The organism is Saccharothrix carnea, assembly GCF_003014735.1.
Classification (GTDB): domain Bacteria; phylum Actinomycetota; class Actinomycetes; order Mycobacteriales; family Pseudonocardiaceae; genus Actinosynnema; species Actinosynnema carneum.
Genome location: NZ_PYAX01000001.1, coordinates 25,989 through 41,873 on the forward strand (window position 1 = coordinate 25,989; position 15,885 = coordinate 41,873).

Below are 15,885 nucleotides of genomic sequence, written 5' to 3' on the forward strand. Positions count from 1 at the left end.
CCTCCGACCGGACGACTATTTGAACTGACCGGTCAGTTCAAATAGGAGGTCGCACGGTGCGGATCCACGCTCGGCGCGTCGGCGTCACCGGGCCGCACGGCCCGCTGCTGAAACCGACGTCACTGCTGGTGGAGCCGGGCGAGCCGGTGCTGGTGGCGGGCGACCCGGGCACCGGGCACACCGCGCTGGGCCTGGTGCTGTCCGGCCGGATGCGGCCGAGCACCGGCGAGGTCTCCCCCTCGGCCGCCGAGCTGCGCAGGCACGTCGTGCTGGTCGACTCCCCCGACGTCAGCGAGCCCGAGGCGTCGCTGACCCTGGCGGGCGTGGTCGGCGAGGAGCTGGCCGTCAACGGCGCCCGCAGCGGGCGCAAGGCGGTGGCCGACTGGCTGGTCGAGCGCGGCGCGGAGGAGCACCTGGACCGCCGGTTCGAGCACGTGCCCGCCGCCACCCGGTGCGCGCTGATGCTGGAGCTGGCCGCGGGCCGTCCCGGCGCGACGACGCTCGTGGTCGACAGCCCCGACCGCTACCACGGCGACCCGGAGGGCTGGTGGGAGCTGGCGCGCCGGCACGTCACGCCCGAGCGGTCCGTCGTCGTCCTGTGCACCACGACCAGCGCCGCCGTGCTCGACGTGCCCGTCGCGCGCATCGGCGCGGACAACGAGGAGTCCGAGTGACCGCCCTCCGGATGGCGTTCAACGAGCTGCGCCGGATCACCTCCGGCAAGCTGCCCAAGCTCGCGGTGCTGGCGCTGACGCTCGTGCCGCTGCTCTACGCGGCGCTGTACCTGTACGCCAACAAGGACCCGTACGCGCACCTCGACCAGGTGCCCGCCGCGCTGGTCGTGGAGGACAAGGGTGCGACCGCGAGCGACGGCACGCGCCTGGACGCGGGCCACGAGGTGGCCGAGGAGCTGGTGCGCGGCGACAGGTTCGACTGGCGCCGGGTCGACGCCGCGCAGGCGGAGCAGGGCGTGCGCGACGGTACCTACACGTTCGCGCTGACCCTGCCCGAGGACTTCTCGCAGGCCCTGCTGTCGTCCGGCGACTTCACACCGCGCCAGGGCGTGATCGTGCTGACCACCAACGACGCGAACAACTACCTCGGCTCCACGATCGCCAACCAGGTGGTGGCCGAGGTGCGCCGGTCGGTGTCGGTGAAGGTCGGCGCGGAGGCCGCGGACAAGCTGCTGCTCGGCTTCTCCACGATCCGGCAGAAGACCGCCGAGGCCGCGGACGGCGCGACGAAGCTCGCCGCGGGCCAGCAGGACGCCTACACCGGTGCGCAGCAGCTCGCCGAGGGCACCGCGCCGCTGGCGGACGGCGCGGCGCAGGTGTCGTCCGGCCTCACGCGGCTCCGCGACTCGACCGCGGACCTGCCGGTCAAGTCGCAGCAGCTGGCGTCCGGGGCCGAGCAGGTGGCCGAGGGCAACGAGACCGTCGCCCGGACCGCCGAGGACTACGCCGCCAAGGCGCAGGACCTGGTCGGGCGGCTGGACGCGGTCAACGGCTACGTGGCCGCCAGGCTGCGCGCGCTCGGGTTCACCGAAGAGCAGGTGCAACGCGTGCTCGCGACGCTGGGCGAGGCACGCAAGCCGGTGGACGACGCCAACGCCGAGGTGCAGGGCACCGCCGGGCAGCTGCGCACGCTCGCCGATGGCGCGAAGCAGGTCTCCGATGGCGCGGCCCAGCTGGCCGCGAGCACGCCCGCGCTCACCGATGCCATCACCCGGCTGAACGACGGCGCCGCGCGGGTCTCGTCCGGTGCGGCGCAGGTGCGGGACGGCGCGGGACGGCTGCGTGACGGCGAGGCGCAGCTGGTGGACGGCTCGAACCAGTTGCGCGACGGGCTGGCCGCGGGCGTCTCGCAGATCCCCGACCCCGACGACCCGACCCGCGAGTCGACCGCGCAGACCATCGGCGACCCGGTGAACGTGCGCGGGGTGAGCCAGACGTCGGCGGGCAGCTACGGCGCGGGCCTGGCGCCGTTCTTCCTCGGGTTGGCCACCTGGATCGGGGCGTTCGTGCTGTTCCTGCTGCTCAGGCCGCTGTCCCGGCGCGGGCTGGCGGCCGGGCAGCCGTCGTGGCGGGTGGCGGTCGGCGGCTGGCTGCCGGGCGTGCTGCTGGGCGCGGCGCAGGTCGTGGTGATGTACGCCGCGGTGACGCTGGTGGTGGACATCCGACCGGCGCACCCGCTCGGCACGCTGGCGTTCCTGCTGCTGGTGTCGGCGACGTTCGTGGCCGTGCTGCACGCGTTGAACGCCCTGTTCGGCGCGGTCGGCAAGTTCATCGGCCTGGTGCTGCTGATCCTGCAGCTCGTCAGCGCCGGTGGGACGTTCCCGTGGCAGACCATCCCGGTGCCGCTGTACCCGCTGCACTACGGGCTGCCCATGGGCTACGCCGTGGACGGCCTGCGGCACCTAATGTACGGCGGTTCGCTGGGCGGCGTGGGCCGGGACGCGCTGATCCTCGTCGGCTACCTGGCGGCAAGCCTTGCCTTGACGACGCTCGCCGCGTACAAGCAGCGGGTGTGGACGCCGTCTCGCCTCAAGCCCGAACTGGTGCTGTGACCCGCCCCGGCCGCACCGCCGCGACCAAGCAGAAGCTGTTCGACGCCGCGCTGCGGCTCGTCGGCGAGCGGGGCGCCGCGGGGGTGACGGTGGACGAGATCGCCGCCGAGGCGGGCGTCGCGAAGGGCACCGTCTACTACAACTTCGCCAGCAAGGACGCGCTGGTGGACGCGCTGCTGCGGCACGGGGTCGACCTGCTCGCGGCACGGCTGAAGGCGGCCGAGGAGCAGGACGACACGGCCGCGGCGATGGCGTCGCTGGTGGACGGGATGCTCGGGTTCTTCGCCGAGTACCCCGCGTTCGGGCAGCTGCTGGTGTCCGAGCTGTGGCGCACGCCCGGTCAGTGGCACGACACGTTGAGCCTGCTGCGCGACGACATCGTGTCCATCGTGCGCGGCCAGATGCAGCGGCTGTCCGACGCGGGCCTGCTGCCCGAGGGCGTGCAGGTCGGCACGGCGTCGGCGGCGTTGTTCGGCACCCTGCTGGTGATCGCGCTGGACTGGCAGGTGTTCCAGCCCGAGCGCAGCCTCGCCGACGTGCGCGAGTCGGTGTTGTCGCTGGTCCGGGGCCTGCGACCGGGCTGATCGGCTAGCCGGGGTCGACGGACGGGACCATGTGCAGCAGGTTGCGCACCACGGGGTGCAACGGCGGTCCGGTGCTCAGGAACCGCACCAGCGCCTCGTCGTCCTCGTCGACCGCGTGCGGCGACTCCTCCAGGACCCGCAACAGGTCCACGTCCGTCCAGAGCCGGTCGACGACGTCGGGCCACAGGTCGCGCAGCACCACCCACTTGGCGAGGTGGGCCGGTGTCACGGGCGACCCGGCGTCGAAGACACCGCGTTCCACCGCCACCACGACGGCGAGCCGGATCTGGTTGCGCCACCGTCCGACGTCGCCCGGGTCGGCGTGCTTCGGCGCGCAGTCCGGCAGGACCGCCCACGCGGCCCGGGTGCAGCCGTCGCGCGACGGACTCCCGGCTTCGGCGGGCGGCTCGTCGGCCGGCGTCACCGACACCCCGCCCTCTGCCTCCTGATCGGGAGCCCGGTCCAGGACGATCCCGAACACGACGGCGAACGCCAGAGCCGCGACCCCGATGAGGATCGCCGCCAAGAGGGGCAGCGCGTTGCCATCCTCGACCCAGCCCCGGAACAGCCCGCCCAGCGACCCCAGGATGGCGTCGCCCCACTTGATGAGCGAGTAGACGACCACGCCGAGGAAGAGGAACCCGACGAACCCGGCGATGCTGCGCTGATCCCCGAACAGGTACTTCAGCCCGATGACGCCGATGATGACCGCCGCGAGGGGCGCGAGGAAGTCCCGGATGTCCCTCGCGATGCCGCCCGCGATGACCTCACCGGAGAGCGCCAACAGGATGTCCCACGTCATGGCCGCCTCACCGTTCCCACACCTCGTCGGTCGTCGCGTGCGGGAGTGGCACGACGTTGGGGATCAGCTTGCGCACGTGCCGGCGACCCAGGCGGCGGGCATGCGCGGACTCCACCGGGAGGCCGGTCTTGCGGACCGCGGCCTCCTCCACCGTCCTCAGGTCGCCGAGGAACACCAGCACGACGCCGGGCGCACGCACGATCTTCTTCGCCGTCTCGCACAGCTCGAGGACGAAGTCACCGCCGCAGCTGTCGATGTTCCGCACGACGACCACGAACCTGCGCCCGTGCCTGCGGGCGCGCAGCGCTTGCCGGACCAACTTGGCGAGTTGGTCCCGGACCTCCTCGAACGTGCCCTTCGTGGCCTCGTCCCGCACGCTCGCGGCGAACCGGGCGACAGCGGTCGTCGCCGTCCACGCCCGGCCCAGGACGACCCAGAACACCAGGGCCAGCAGGACTGCTGCCACCACCGGCGAGCGGACGGCCTGCGAGGCCAGTTCACCGATCGGGCCACCCTTCCCGGCGAGGCTGAAGACGGCGGCGCGCACGTCGGGCAGCACGACGACCCCGGCCGCGATGAACGCCGACACCACACCGGCGAGGACCTTGCGCCGCCGTCGCGTGCTCGGTGAGCTCATCTCCACGGAGATCGGCTGGAACGCCCTGCGGAGCCGGTTCCGGCGCCGGCCGGCGGCTCGCGCGACGCCACGTGCCAGCAGCGCGCCCGGCGGTCGCGCGTCCCCTTCCCAGTCGACCGCGTCGAACGAGCAGATGACGTGGGACCGCGCCGGGAACCGCTCGGCGAGCGAACCCGCGATGTCGGGTCGTCCACCCGTGTCCCAACCGGTCACCGCGACGGTGATCGGGGGATCGTCGTCGGGCCACCCGACGACCACCTCCTCGATCGCGGTGACGACCGCGTCGGCGGGGGACGGTCGCGGGCGGGCGGGCTTGGCCGGGGTGGTGCTCGAAGAGGTCACCGGCTCCATGGGCACCTCCGCGTGAGCGTTCCGGCACGGTGAGTATCGCACCGAACGCACACGGTGAGCCCGCACCGAGCGGGGTGTCGGCGGCTCAGTGCCGCATCACCCAGGTGTCGATCTCGCCGACCTGGTGCACCGAGGGCGGGCGGCCGTCGAGGGCGCGGTGGACGGCTTCCAGGACGCCGACCGAGGCTTCCTCGTGGCTGAGCCAGCGGGTGCTGCCGCCGTGCCGGGCGAAGCCGAGCACCACCTGCTGCGCCGGGTGGCCGTCCAGCGCCGGGTCGGGCACGCCTTCCACTGCGTTGATGGAGCCGCTGTCGTGCACCTCGACCACCGGCGCGTGCGGCGCGAGCAGGGGTGCGACGGCCCGCAGCACGGCGTCCCGGTAGCTGGCGTGCACCCAGGCCACCAGCAGGTCGGCGGGCCGTTCCAGCACCTCGCGGACCCGGTCGACCAGCTCGGCGGGTCTGGCCCAGTCCGCCGCCACCGCGACCCGCGACCCCTGTCCCTCGGTCACGTGCGGCACGTGGTCGCGACCGCGCAGGGCGGCCTTCGCCGCACGGCCCAGCACGCCGTCCGGCCGCCTGCTGGGCAGCACCACCTGCCACCCCTGCGCCAGCAGCTCGTCCGCGCACCCCTTCAGCATCCCGGTACCGCCCAGCACCAACGCCGTCCGCTCGCTCATCGCACTGACTCCTCGCCGCGTTCCGCGGCCCGCCGCAACGGGCCTGACCGCCATTGGTCGACCTCACGCTGCCCGCGCAGCCGCACCACCGCGAGCCGGTCCGCGTGCTCGCCCCGGAGCACCTCGCGGACCCGTTCGCCGGTGCGGGTGTGCGACTTCCACGCCCACCGCAACAGGTGCTCCGGATCGGTGAACACCGTGCGCAGGGGCGGTTCGACGTTGCCGTTCCACAGCTCCTGGCGGCGCAGCCGGCGCACCGCCGTCCGCACCGTCACCCGCCTCATCACCACGTGCCGCGGGTGGTCCAGCCAGACCAGCGTGTCGGCGTGCTCCAGCAGCACCGGCCGCGCCAGGCGGTACTGCCACTCGGTGGCCCACGCGTCGCCCTTGACGAACCGGCGCACGTCGTCCTCGAACTCCGGCCTGGGCGTCCACTGTGGACCGTGGAACAGCGAGTCCATCTCCACATAGGACAGCCGGAGGGTGCGGGCGACGAGACTGGCGAGGGTCGATTTCCCGGAGCCGGACGTGCCGGTCACGAGCACCCGGCGCGGCGGGTGCGGCAACTCGTCGGCTGGTCCCAGGAGCGGCACCGAGCCAGGCTACCGCCAACCGGCGCCCGGCAACTCCGCCACGCGCACGGGTTCTCCCGTCTCGAGGCTCCGGTTCGCGGCGAACCCCGTGACCAGCGACAGCGCGCCGTCGCGGTGCGTGGCGCGGCGACCGAGCGGGTCCGGTTGGCCCGGTTCGCCGTACAGCACGTCGGTCATCCGCGCGTCCGCGCCGCCGTGCCCGGCGCCACCGGCCTCCAGCGGGATCTCGTCGGCCCGCCCGAACAGCGGCTGCACGGTCAGCCGCACGTGCCCCTCCTCGGGGTTGGCCTCCTTGCCGTGCACCGCGGGCTGCTGGCCGCTGACCCAGCTGTTCTCCACCACTTCCAGCTCCAGCCTGCCGCGGCTGCCGTTGACCATCAGCCGGTAGCCCTCCCACGGCGAGTAGGCCGTGAGGTGGTAGGTCAAGTTGGCGCCGTTGGCGTAGCGCACCAGCACCGACATGTCGTCCTCAATGGACACCCCGGGCGCGAACGGGTTCCGGTCGCGGTGGTAGCCGTCCTCGTGCTCGGCGTCGAGGTAGAGCCGGCGCAGCCAGTCGTTCCGCTCGACGTGCAGCGCGAACGGGTCACCCTGGGCCTCCGGCGAGCCGTGCACCCGGTCGTAGGGCCGGTGGTTGCCGTGGCGCTTGCCGTTCTCGTCGCCGTAGAAGAACAGCCGCCCGTGCGCGTACACGACGTCCGGCACCGAGTCGACCCACCAGTTGAGCAGGTCGAAGTGGTGGGTGGCCTTGTGCACCATCAGGCCGCCGGAGTTCGCCTTGTCGCGGTGCCAGCGGCGGAAGTAGTCGGCGCCGTGGCGCACGTCGAGCAGCCACTCGAAGTGCACCGAGCCGATCTCGCCGACCGCGCCGCCGGTCAGCAGCTCGCGGACCTTCTCGTGCACCGGGTTGTACCGGTAGTTGAACGTGACGGTGACCCGGCCGCCGGTGCGGTCGACGGCGTCGAAGACCTTGCCGACACCGGCCGGGTCGACCGTCATCGGCTTCTCGGTGACGACGTCGCAGCCCGCGTCCAGCGCCTCCACGATGTAGGTGTCGTGGTGGCGGTCGACCGTGCAGACCACGACCACGTCGACCCGCTCGCGCTCGATCATCCGCAGGAAGTCCTCGGCGGCGTAGGTCGGCACCGGCCGGTCGAGGCGTTCGTTGTGCACCGCCATGCGGGTGGGGTTGACGTCGCAGAACGCGACCAGCTCGCCCTGGTCGGAGTGCCGGACGATCGCGTCGACGTGCAACTCGGCCCGTGCGCCGGTGCCGACGACCGCGTAGCGCCTGCGTGCCATGCCTCGCCTCCCTGGAAAGCGTTTTCCACCACGCTAACAGCCAGGGCCGGGCCACCGGGCCGCCGCCGTCAGCAGGGCGCGAACAGGCGGCGGGTGGTGTTGGGCGCGGTGTAGGCGGCGGGGTCGCTGAACTTGCAGCCGTAGTCCGGCGCCGCGACCACGACAGGGTCGTCCACCACGTCCGCGGCGGGCTTGCGACCGGTGTCCACCCAGGTCAGCAGGTCGTCCCAGGCGGTGCCGACCTCGTTCGGGCTGAACTCGCAGTGGTTGACCGCGCGGATCGCCCGCTGCGCGAGCAGGTGCCCGCGGCCGTTGCGCTCGACCTCGCGCTCGTAGACCTGTTCCATCGAGAACGGCACGAACAGGTCGCCCAGGTCGTGCAGCGACAGCACCGGCGCGGTCGGGCGGCCGTCGATGCGGGCCACCTCGGTCAGCTTCGGCGTGACGCGGGCCTTCACGTTCTCCGGCAGCACGCGCTGCACCTCGCGGTTGACGTCGACCGGCGCGTTCGGCGCGTACCGGGTCAGGGCGTTGGTGGCGACCTGACCCGGGTCGGCCGCCAGACCGTCACCGGCCGACGGCGCGGCCAGGCCGAACAGGAAGTCCTTCCAGAACGCGACCGCCGGCGCCGCACCGGGACGCGGGCCGCCGCTGCGGTTGGTGACGATCGCGGCGAACTGCGCGCCCCGCTCGTTCGGCGTGCCGGTCAGCCCCAGCTCGGCCTGGATCCGCGGCACGACCGAGGTCAGGTAGTCGTCCGGCGCGGGCCACGCGCGGATGCCGCTGAGGGCCTGCGCGGTGAGGTTGAAGTCGAGGAAGAAGTCGAACAGCTCCTGGTCGCCGAGCACCCCGCACAACGGCAGCGCGCCCCGGTAGAAGCCGGGGAACTGCTCCAGCGACCGGCCGATGACGTGACCGCCCATGGAGACACCGGCGATGAGGATGTCGCGGGGCTTGCCGACCAGCTTGTGGAAGTGCTTGGCCAGCCCGTGCGTGCCCAGCACACCGGCCTTCACGTCGTAGCCGTTGCCGTAGTAGCTGGACGCCGCCCACGCGAAGCCCTGGTCGAGCAGCTTCTGGCGCAGCCCGTAGCCGGGCGGGTCGACGGTCAGCACGGTGCTCGCGCCGCGGAAGCCGTGCGCCCACATGGCCAGTCGGCCGTTCCAGCGCGGCGGGACCTCGATGGTGTACGCGGCGTGTTCGTGCACGCCTTGCAGCACCCGCGACGGCTCGCCACCGACCAGCGCCGGCGGCAACGGCGGGTTGTTGATCGTGTAGCCGGGCAGCGGCTGACCACCGGGCGGCGTCGACGCCGCGGCCGGTGGTGCCAGCAGGACCAGGACGAGCGCCAACCCGAAGATCCGTCGCATGGCGCCCATTGTGCTCACCACCGCAGGTCGGCCACCAGTTCTTCGTGGGTCAACTGGTAGTTCAACGGATAGCTGACCCGGATCACGTCGTCGTCCTCGCGGGTCAGGCGCGCACCCAGGAACGCGCGGGCGACCAGGCCCAACATCGCCTCGTTCTCGCCCAGCACGTCGCCGTGCAGCTCGGCGTAGCGCAGGTCGGTGCCGAGCCGGACCAGGGCGGCGATCAACTCGGTGCCGACGCCCTTGCGCTGCCACGGGTCCACCACGGCCAGGGCGATCTCCGCGGTGTCGTCACCCGTCGCGATCAGGCGGGCGATGCCGATCGGCGTGCCGCGGCACTCGGCGACCACGGCGGCCTTGCGGTAGCCGTCGAGATCGGTCAGCCGGCGGCGCATGGACGCGGTGAGCCGCGGCACCGGGGCGTGGAAGCGCAGGTAGCGGCTCCGCGGTGACAGGCCGTCGAAGACGGTGTCGACGGCGTGGCCCGCCTCGGCGGCGTGCAGTTCGCGGACTCTCATGACGGACGCCCCTTGGGTTCGGATTCCGAACCCTAGCTGGATCCGTTTTCCGAACGCAAGGAGTATCGTCGGCGGACATGGCCCACGTGAAGGTTGCCGACGAGCTGTGCACCGTGTCGTTGCCCGCCGCCCTGCTGGGTGAGCGGTGGACGTTGCTGCTGCTGCGGCAGGCGTTCCTGGGCACGCGGCGGTTCGAGGACTTCCAGACGTCCATGGACATCTCGCGCAGCGTGCTGACCGAACGACTGGGCACCCTGGTCGAGGAGGGCATCCTGCGCCGCGAGGCCTACAAGGACGTCCGGACCAGGTACGAATACCGCCTGACCGAAAAGGGCCTCGACCTCTACCCCGTCCTGATGGCCCTGCGGAAGTGGGGCGACCGCTGGATGTCCCCCGCCGAGGGCCCGTCCTTCGACCTCCACCACCGCACGTGCGGCGGCGACGTAGGCGTCCACGTCTCCTGCGAGACCTGCGGCACCGAGCTGAGCGCAAGGGACGTCCGCGTCACACCACTGCGCGACTCACATCCCTAACCCGAGCCACCCCACCCACTCACCCACAACGGACCCCGCAGCCGGCCGGACCCGCGCAACCGACCCTGAGCGTTGAATTCACATACTTCGAGCGTTGGACTCTCGCACCCTGAACGTACGACTCTCGCGCCCTGAACGTACGACTCACGGGCGCGAGGCGAGCACCCGCTCCACCACCGAGACCACGAAGATCAACCCGAGCAGCACCGCGAACATGGCGAAGTAGACCGTGTGCTCCTGCAGCTCAACCCGGTCAGCCGCCCACACGTCCATGACCGTGAAAGCCGTGAACCACCCGAGCCACCCCACCACCGCCGCCGCCAGCCACCGTGTACTGCGCCGCACCAAGGCCGCCACCGCGAGCAACCCCAGCGCCAGCTCGACCAGCTTGGCGAACCAGATCACCGGCAACACCCAGTCCGGCCCCAGCTCCAAGGTGGCATCGAGGTACCGCCCGACCTGCTGCTGCCGGTCCTTCCACCCCAACGGCAGCTCGGCGAAGTTCAACACCCCGAAAACCGCGAGGAACACCCCGACCGGGATGAACAGCCTCGACCACGGCGCACCGCCCCCGAACACCGACCTGTCGGCCATGGCCACCCCCTTCGTCACCACGAATGATGAGCGGGCGACCTGCCGGGCGAAGTACGGGTGTCCGTAGCACCCACCCTGCGTGACCAGGCGAAACCGGTCAGTGGGCAGCAGCGTCCCAGGATCGGCCGACACCCACCGAGACCTCCATCGCCACCGACAACTCGTACGCGCCGCCCATCTGCGCGCGGACCAGCGCCTCGACCTGCTCGCGCTCGCCCTCGGCGATCTCCAGCACCAGTTCGTCGTGCACCTGCAGCAGCATCCGCGACCGCAGCCCCGACTCCTCCAGCGCCCGGAACACGCCGAGCATCGCCACCTTGATGATGTCCGCCGCGCTGCCCTGGATCGGCGCGTTCAACGCCATCCGCTCGGCCATCTCCCGGCGCTGCCGGTTGTCGCTGGTCAGGTCGGGCAGGTAGCGGCGCCGGCCGAGGATGGTCTCGGTGTAGCCCTTCTTCCGCGCGTCCTCGACCACGGCGTGCAGGTAGTCGCGCACCCCGCCGAACCGGGCGAAGTACGCCTCCTTCTGCTCCCGCGCCTCGGCCGCCGAGATCCGCAACTGCTGCGCCAGCCCGTACTCCGACAGCCCGTACGCCAGCCCGTACGACATGGCCTTCACCCGGCGGCGCTGCTCGGCGGTGACCTCCGACGTCGGCACCGAGAACGCCCGCGACGCGACGAACGTGTGCAGGTCCTCCCCGCTGCGGAACGCCTCGATCAGGCCCTCGTCCTCGGACAGGTGCGCCATGATCCGCATCTCGATCTGGCTGTAGTCCGCGGTCATCAGCTCGGCGTAGCCCGGCCCGACCACGAACGCCTCGCGGATGCGCCTGCCCTCGTCCGTCCGGATCGGGATGTTCTGCAGGTTCGGGTCGGTGGACGACAGCCGCCCGGTCGCCGCGATCGTCTGGTGGAACGTGGTGTGGATGCGGCCGTCGTCGGCCACCGACTTGAGCAGCCCGTCCACGGTCGACTTCAACCTGGTCACGTCCCGGTGCGCGAGCAGGTGCTGGAGGAACGGGTGCTGGGTCGACTCGAACAGGTTCTGCAGCGCGTCCGCGTCCGTGGTGTACCCGGTCTTGGTCTTCTTCGTCTTCGGCATCTGCAGCTCGTCGAACAGCACGGTCTGCAACTGCTTGGGCGACCCGAGGTTGATCTCCTTGCCGATCACCGAGTACGCGTCCTGAGCGGCCTGCTTCACGCCCGCCGCGAAGTGCGCCTCCAGCGCCGCCAGGTGCTCGGCGTCGATCGCGATGCCGACCGCCTCCACCTCGTCCAGCACCATCATCAGCGGCAGCTCCAGCTCGGCCAGCAGCGACTCCTGGCCGGTGGCGACCAGCTCCGCGTCCAGCGCGTCGGCCAGCTCCGCCACCGCGAACGCCCGCACGATCGCCGCCTGCGCGGTCTTCTGCCGCTCCTCGGACTCGTCGGCCAGCAGCGACAGCTGGCCGTCGTCGGGCTCCTCGGCGCGCAGCTCGCGCTTGAGGTAGCGCAGCGCCAGGTCGTCCAGCGCGAACGACCGCTGGCCCGGCCGCACCAGGTAGGCGGCCAGCGCGGTGTCGCTGCTCACCCCGCGCAGCTTCCAGCCGCGCGCCCGCAGCTGCCGCAGCGGCAGCTTCAGGTCGTGCGCCGCCTTGGCCATCGACTCGTCGGCCAGCCACGCGGCCAGCGCGTTCTCGTCGGCCTCGGTCAGCGAGCCGACCTCGACGTACCCGCCCTCGCCGCCGACCGCGGCCAGCGCCAGGCCCTCCAGCTCGCCACCGGCGGAGCGGAACGCGATGCCGACCCGGCCGGAGCACGCGTGCGCTTCGAGCCACGCCGCCAGCCTGCCGGCGGGCACCTCACCGCCGCTGACCGTGAAGCCCTCCTCTGCCTCCGGCTCGGCGGTGGACAGGGTGGAGAACAGCCGGTCCCGCAGCACCCGGAACTCCAGCTCGTCGAACAGCCGGTGCACCGCGTCGCGGTCCCACGGCCTGGCCTCCAGCTCGACCGGGCCGACGGGCAGCTCCACGTCCCGCACCAGCTCGGTGAGCTGCCGGTTCAACATGATGTTGGCCAGGTTCGCGCGCAGCGCGTCGCCCACCTTGCCCGGCACCTCGTCGATGTGGTCGATCAGGCCGTTCAGCGAGCCGAACTGGGTGAGCAGCTTCACGATCGTCTTGGGACCGACGCCGGGGGTGTTCGGCAGGTTGTCCGACGAGTCGCCGCGCACCGCCGCGTAGTCGGCGTACAGCTCGGGCGGCACGCCCTGCTTCTCCAGCACCAGCTCGGGGGTGTAGCGGGCCAGCTCGGACACGCCCTTGACCGGGTACAGCACCGTCACCTTGTCGGTGACCAGCTGCAACGCGTCGCGGTCGCCGGTGCAGATGAGCACCTCGTAGCCCAGCGCCGTGGCCTGCGTGGTGAGCGTGGCGATCAGGTCGTCGGCCTCGTAGTTGGCCTTGGACAGCACCGGGATGTTCAGCGTCCCGAGCACGTCCTCGATCAGGCTCACCTGGCCGCGGAACTCGTCCGGCGTCTCGCTGCGACCGGCCTTGTACTCCGCGTAGGCCTCGGTGCGGAACGTCTTGCGCGAGACGTCGAACGCCACCGCGACGTGCGTCGGCTTCTCGTCCCGCAGGAGGTTGATGAGCATCGACGTGAAGCCGTAGACCGCGTTGGTGGTCTGGCCCGTGCCCGTCTGGAAGTTCTCCTTGGGCAGCGCGAAGAAGGCGCGGTAGGCCATGGAGTGACCGTCGACCAGCAGCAGGCGGGAGGCTTCTGAAGTGCTCACGCGCCGAGTCTAGGGTGGGGGTCCGACAGTTCCGCACCGACTGGAGCAACCGTGACGCCAGCACCCGAGGACGTCCCCGGCGCCGACCAGGCCGTCGCCCACGAGCAGCTCACCTCGAAGCTGGGCATCGAGATCACCCGATGGGATGCCGACCGGCTCGTCGGGACGATGCCGGTCAAGGGCAACCGCCAGCCGTACGGGCTGCTGCACGGCGGGGCGAACGCGGCGCTGGCGGAGACCCTGGGCTCGGTCGCGGCGGCCATGCACGCGGCGCCGGACCGGCTGGCGGTCGGCCTGGAGCTGTCGTGCACGCACCACCGGGGTGTCACCGAGGGCGTCGTCACGGGGGTGTGCACGCCGATCCACCGGGGCCGCAGCACCGCCACCTACGAGATCGTCATCACCGACGAGCAGGGCAGGCGCGCCTGCACGGCCCGGCTGACGTGCTTCCTCAAGGATGCCCCGAAAGTGTGAAGGTGCGGTTCGGTCCGCCGAGGTGTGCAATTCAAGGTGACCCGGTGAGTCGGAGGTGGGCGTGCGGCGCGTGGTGGCGGTGATGGCCGTGGTGCTGGTCGCGGCAGGGTGCGGTGACACCCCGGTCGTGGCCGGGCCGGAGACCTCGGCGTCGTCGGCGCCGACGTACCCGGTGCCCGCCCAGACCGTGCGGCCGGACGAGAAGCCGCTCAAGATACCCACCACCGCGGACGGCGACACGGCGTTCACGCTGGTCGGGCTGACCACCGAGGTGCCGACGCTGATCGGCAGCCACGCCGAGTTCCACGCCAAGGGCCAGTTCGTCCGGATCCGGATGAGCGTGATCAACAACGGCCGCAGCAGCGTGTCGTTCGACGCGCGCAGGCACGTGCTGATCGACGACCGCGAGGTCGAGCACCAGGTGGACGCGCAGGCCATGACCATCAAGCGGCAGCCGGAGACGATCGACCTCGGCGCGAACGTGCGCCTGGAGTACGACGTCTACTACGACCTGCCCGAGGACGCGAAACCGCTCGCGCTGCGCGTGTACGGCGGTCCGACGCTGACCGATCTGAAGGACGAGTCGAGCACCGAGATCCCGCTCGCCCAGCCGTAGCCGAGACCGGATCCCGCCGGGCCGGCCACAGCCGGACCGGCGGGACTCCGGCACTCTCAGTGACCGCCGAGGTACGCCGCGCGCACCTGGGGGTCGTCCAGCAGCTCCGGTCCGGGTGCGCTCTTCACGACCCGGCCGGTTTCCAGCACGTACGCGCGGTGGGAGAGCTTCAGCGCCTGCTGCGCGTTCTGCTCGACCAGCAGCACGGTGGTACCGCGCTTGTTGATCTCCTTGATGATCTCGAAGATCTGCGCGATGAGCATGGGCGCGAGGCCCATCGACGGCTCGTCCAGCAGGAGCACCTTCGGCTTGGTCATCAACGCCCGGCCGATGGCGATCATCTGCTGCTCGCCGCCGGACATCGTGCCGCCGAACTGGTTCTTGCGCTCCGCCAGCCGCGGGAACAGCTCGTAGACCTCGGCCAGGTCGGCGTCGAGCGCGTCCTTGCGGGTGTAGGCGCCCATCAGCAGGTTCTCCTGCACCGTCATGCCGGGGAACACGCCACGGCCTTCCGGTGACTGGCCGATGCCCGCGATGACCCGCTTGTGGCCGGGCATCTTGGAGATGTCCGCGCCGTTGAACAGCACCTGGCCGCTGGTCAGCGGGCGCAGCCCGGAGATGGTCTTCAGCGTGGTCGTCTTGCCCGCGCCGTTGGCGCCGATGAGCGAGACGATCTCACCGTCCTCGACCTGCAGGCTGATGCCCTTGATCGCGGCGATCTTGCCGTAGTGGACGTGGATGTCCTTGATCTCAAGAAGCATCTTCGGACACCCCCAGGTACGCCTCGATGACCTTCGGGTTGCTCTGCACCTCTTGCGGGAGCCCTTCTGCGATCAGCTGGCCGAAGTCCAGCACCGCCACGCGGTCGCTGACGCCCATGACCAGGCTCATGTCGTGCTCGATCAGCAGCACGGTCCGACCGCTGTCGCGGATCTTGCGGATCAGCGCCTGCAGCGATTCCTTCTCGGCCGGGTTCATGCCGGCCGCGGGCTCGTCGAGCAGCAGCAGCTTCGGGTCCGTGGCCAGCGCGCGAGCGATCTCCAGCCGCCGCTGGTCGCCGTAGGGCAGGTTCTTCGCGGTCTCGCTCATCCGGCCGGGGATGCCGACGAAGTCGAGCAGCTCCCGGGCCAGCTCGCGGCCGCGCTTCTCCTCCTTACGGTGCCAGGGCAGGTTCAGCGTGGCGCCGATCGCACCGGTCTTGTGGTGCGCGTCCGCGCCCACCATCACGTTCTCCAGCGCCGACATGTTGTGGAACAGCCGGATGTTCTGGAACGTGCGGGCGATGCCCTGCTTGGTGATCTTGAACCGCTTGGTGCCGTTGATCCGCTCGCCGTTGAACAGCACCTGGCCCTCGGTGGGCTGGTAGACGCCGGTGACCACGTTGAACACCGTGGTCTTGCCCGCGCCGTTGGGGCCGATCAGGGCGAAGATCTCGCCTTCGGCGATGCTGAGCTTCGCCTCGCGCAGGGCGACCACGCCGCCGAAGCGCATGG

The 15,885-nt window shown here is 71.4% G+C and carries 17 protein-coding genes; 6 read left to right on the forward strand and 11 right to left on the reverse strand.

Translation table 11 applies throughout. From position 1 onward, the window contains the following. Window positions 1-56 precede the first annotated feature (56 nt). The 3 genes from B0I31_RS00130 to B0I31_RS00140 are packed head-to-tail and all read left to right on the forward strand — an operon-like array spanning window position 57 to window position 3,150. Window positions 57-674 carry a P-loop NTPase family protein gene (locus tag B0I31_RS00130; RefSeq protein WP_106613257.1) on the forward strand — a complete coding sequence of 206 codons (618 nt, stop codon included), beginning with the start codon at window positions 57-59 and terminating at the stop codon, window positions 672-674. Next, a complete protein-coding gene (locus B0I31_RS00135) occupies window positions 671-2,566 on the forward strand; it encodes a YhgE/Pip domain-containing protein (RefSeq protein WP_106613258.1) in 1,896 nt (631 codons plus the stop codon). Before B0I31_RS00130 ends, B0I31_RS00135 begins: the two co-directional genes overlap by 4 nt. Further along, complete coding sequence (locus B0I31_RS00140; RefSeq protein WP_245949553.1) at window positions 2,563-3,150, forward strand: TetR/AcrR family transcriptional regulator; 588 nt, start codon at window positions 2,563-2,565, stop codon at window positions 3,148-3,150. Before B0I31_RS00135 ends, B0I31_RS00140 begins: the two co-directional genes overlap by 4 nt. Before the next feature lie 4 nt (window positions 3,151-3,154). On the opposite strand, the gene B0I31_RS00145 is transcribed toward B0I31_RS00140, so the two are convergent. From B0I31_RS00145 to B0I31_RS00175, 7 genes are all read right to left on the reverse strand, one after another. After that, a complete protein-coding gene (locus B0I31_RS00145; RefSeq protein WP_106613260.1) occupies window positions 3,155-3,952 on the reverse strand; it encodes a hypothetical protein in 798 nt (265 codons plus the stop codon). A gap of 7 nt (window positions 3,953-3,959) precedes the next feature. Continuing rightward, window positions 3,960-4,940: a P-loop NTPase fold protein gene (locus B0I31_RS00150; protein WP_106613261.1), complete on the reverse strand. Its 981-nt coding sequence runs from the start codon at window positions 4,938-4,940 to the stop codon at window positions 3,960-3,962. Window positions 4,941-5,025: 85 nt separating this feature from the next. After that, window positions 5,026-5,619, reverse strand: coding sequence for a Rossmann-fold NAD(P)-binding domain-containing protein (locus B0I31_RS00155; protein WP_106613262.1), 594 nt, complete (start codon window positions 5,617-5,619; stop codon window positions 5,026-5,028). Then, a complete protein-coding gene (locus B0I31_RS00160) occupies window positions 5,616-6,212 on the reverse strand; it encodes a P-loop NTPase family protein (protein ID WP_245949554.1) in 597 nt (198 codons plus the stop codon). Before B0I31_RS00160 ends, B0I31_RS00155 begins: the two co-directional genes overlap by 4 nt. 9 nt (window positions 6,213-6,221) lie before the next feature. Then, window positions 6,222-7,514, reverse strand: coding sequence for a Gfo/Idh/MocA family protein (locus B0I31_RS00165; protein WP_106613263.1), 1,293 nt, complete (start codon window positions 7,512-7,514; stop codon window positions 6,222-6,224). 68 nt (window positions 7,515-7,582) lie between these two features. Next, the gene (locus B0I31_RS00170) at window positions 7,583-8,884 is read right to left on the reverse strand and encodes an alpha/beta hydrolase (protein WP_245949555.1); all 1,302 of its coding nucleotides are present in this window, start codon (window positions 8,882-8,884) and stop codon (window positions 7,583-7,585) included. A gap of 14 nt (window positions 8,885-8,898) precedes the next feature. After that, on the reverse strand, window positions 8,899-9,402 hold the full coding sequence (locus tag B0I31_RS00175; RefSeq protein ID WP_106613265.1) for a GNAT family N-acetyltransferase: 504 nt from the start codon (window positions 9,400-9,402) through the stop codon (window positions 8,899-8,901). Window positions 9,403-9,479: 77 nt separating this feature from the next. On the opposite strand from B0I31_RS00175, the gene B0I31_RS00180 reads away from it, so the two are divergent. Beyond that, window positions 9,480-9,935, forward strand: a complete 456-nt coding sequence (locus B0I31_RS00180) for a winged helix-turn-helix transcriptional regulator (RefSeq protein ID WP_106613266.1) — start codon at window positions 9,480-9,482, stop codon at window positions 9,933-9,935. Window positions 9,936-10,079: 144 nt separating this feature from the next. On the opposite strand, the gene B0I31_RS00185 is transcribed toward B0I31_RS00180, so the two are convergent. Both B0I31_RS00185 and polA read right to left on the reverse strand, forming a co-directional pair. Beyond that, window positions 10,080-10,529 (reverse strand): hypothetical protein, encoded by a 450-nt coding sequence (locus B0I31_RS00185; RefSeq protein WP_146173695.1) that lies wholly within the window; start codon window positions 10,527-10,529, stop codon window positions 10,080-10,082. A 97-nt stretch (window positions 10,530-10,626) separates the two neighbouring features. After that, window positions 10,627-13,302: a DNA polymerase I gene (gene polA / locus B0I31_RS00190; protein WP_181319916.1), complete on the reverse strand. Its 2,676-nt coding sequence runs from the start codon at window positions 13,300-13,302 to the stop codon at window positions 10,627-10,629. 51 nt (window positions 13,303-13,353) lie between these two features. Between polA and B0I31_RS00195 the strand changes: the two genes are divergently transcribed. Both B0I31_RS00195 and B0I31_RS00200 read left to right on the forward strand, forming a co-directional pair. Further along, entirely contained in the window at window positions 13,354-13,776 is a 423-nt protein-coding gene (locus B0I31_RS00195; RefSeq protein ID WP_106613268.1) for a hotdog fold thioesterase, read from the forward strand. A 61-nt stretch (window positions 13,777-13,837) separates the two neighbouring features. Further along, window positions 13,838-14,392, forward strand: coding sequence for a DUF4352 domain-containing protein (locus B0I31_RS00200; protein ID WP_245949556.1), 555 nt, complete (start codon window positions 13,838-13,840; stop codon window positions 14,390-14,392). Window positions 14,393-14,448: 56 nt separating this feature from the next. Here the strand turns inward: B0I31_RS00200 and B0I31_RS00205 are convergent, their stop codons facing one another. Beyond that, entirely contained in the window at window positions 14,449-15,153 is a 705-nt protein-coding gene (locus B0I31_RS00205; protein ID WP_106613269.1) for an ABC transporter ATP-binding protein, read from the reverse strand. Then, on the reverse strand, window positions 15,143-15,883 hold the full coding sequence (locus tag B0I31_RS00210) for an ABC transporter ATP-binding protein (protein WP_106613931.1): 741 nt from the start codon (window positions 15,881-15,883) through the stop codon (window positions 15,143-15,145). Before B0I31_RS00210 ends, B0I31_RS00205 begins: the two co-directional genes overlap by 11 nt. Between the last annotated feature and the right edge of the window lie 2 nt (window positions 15,884-15,885).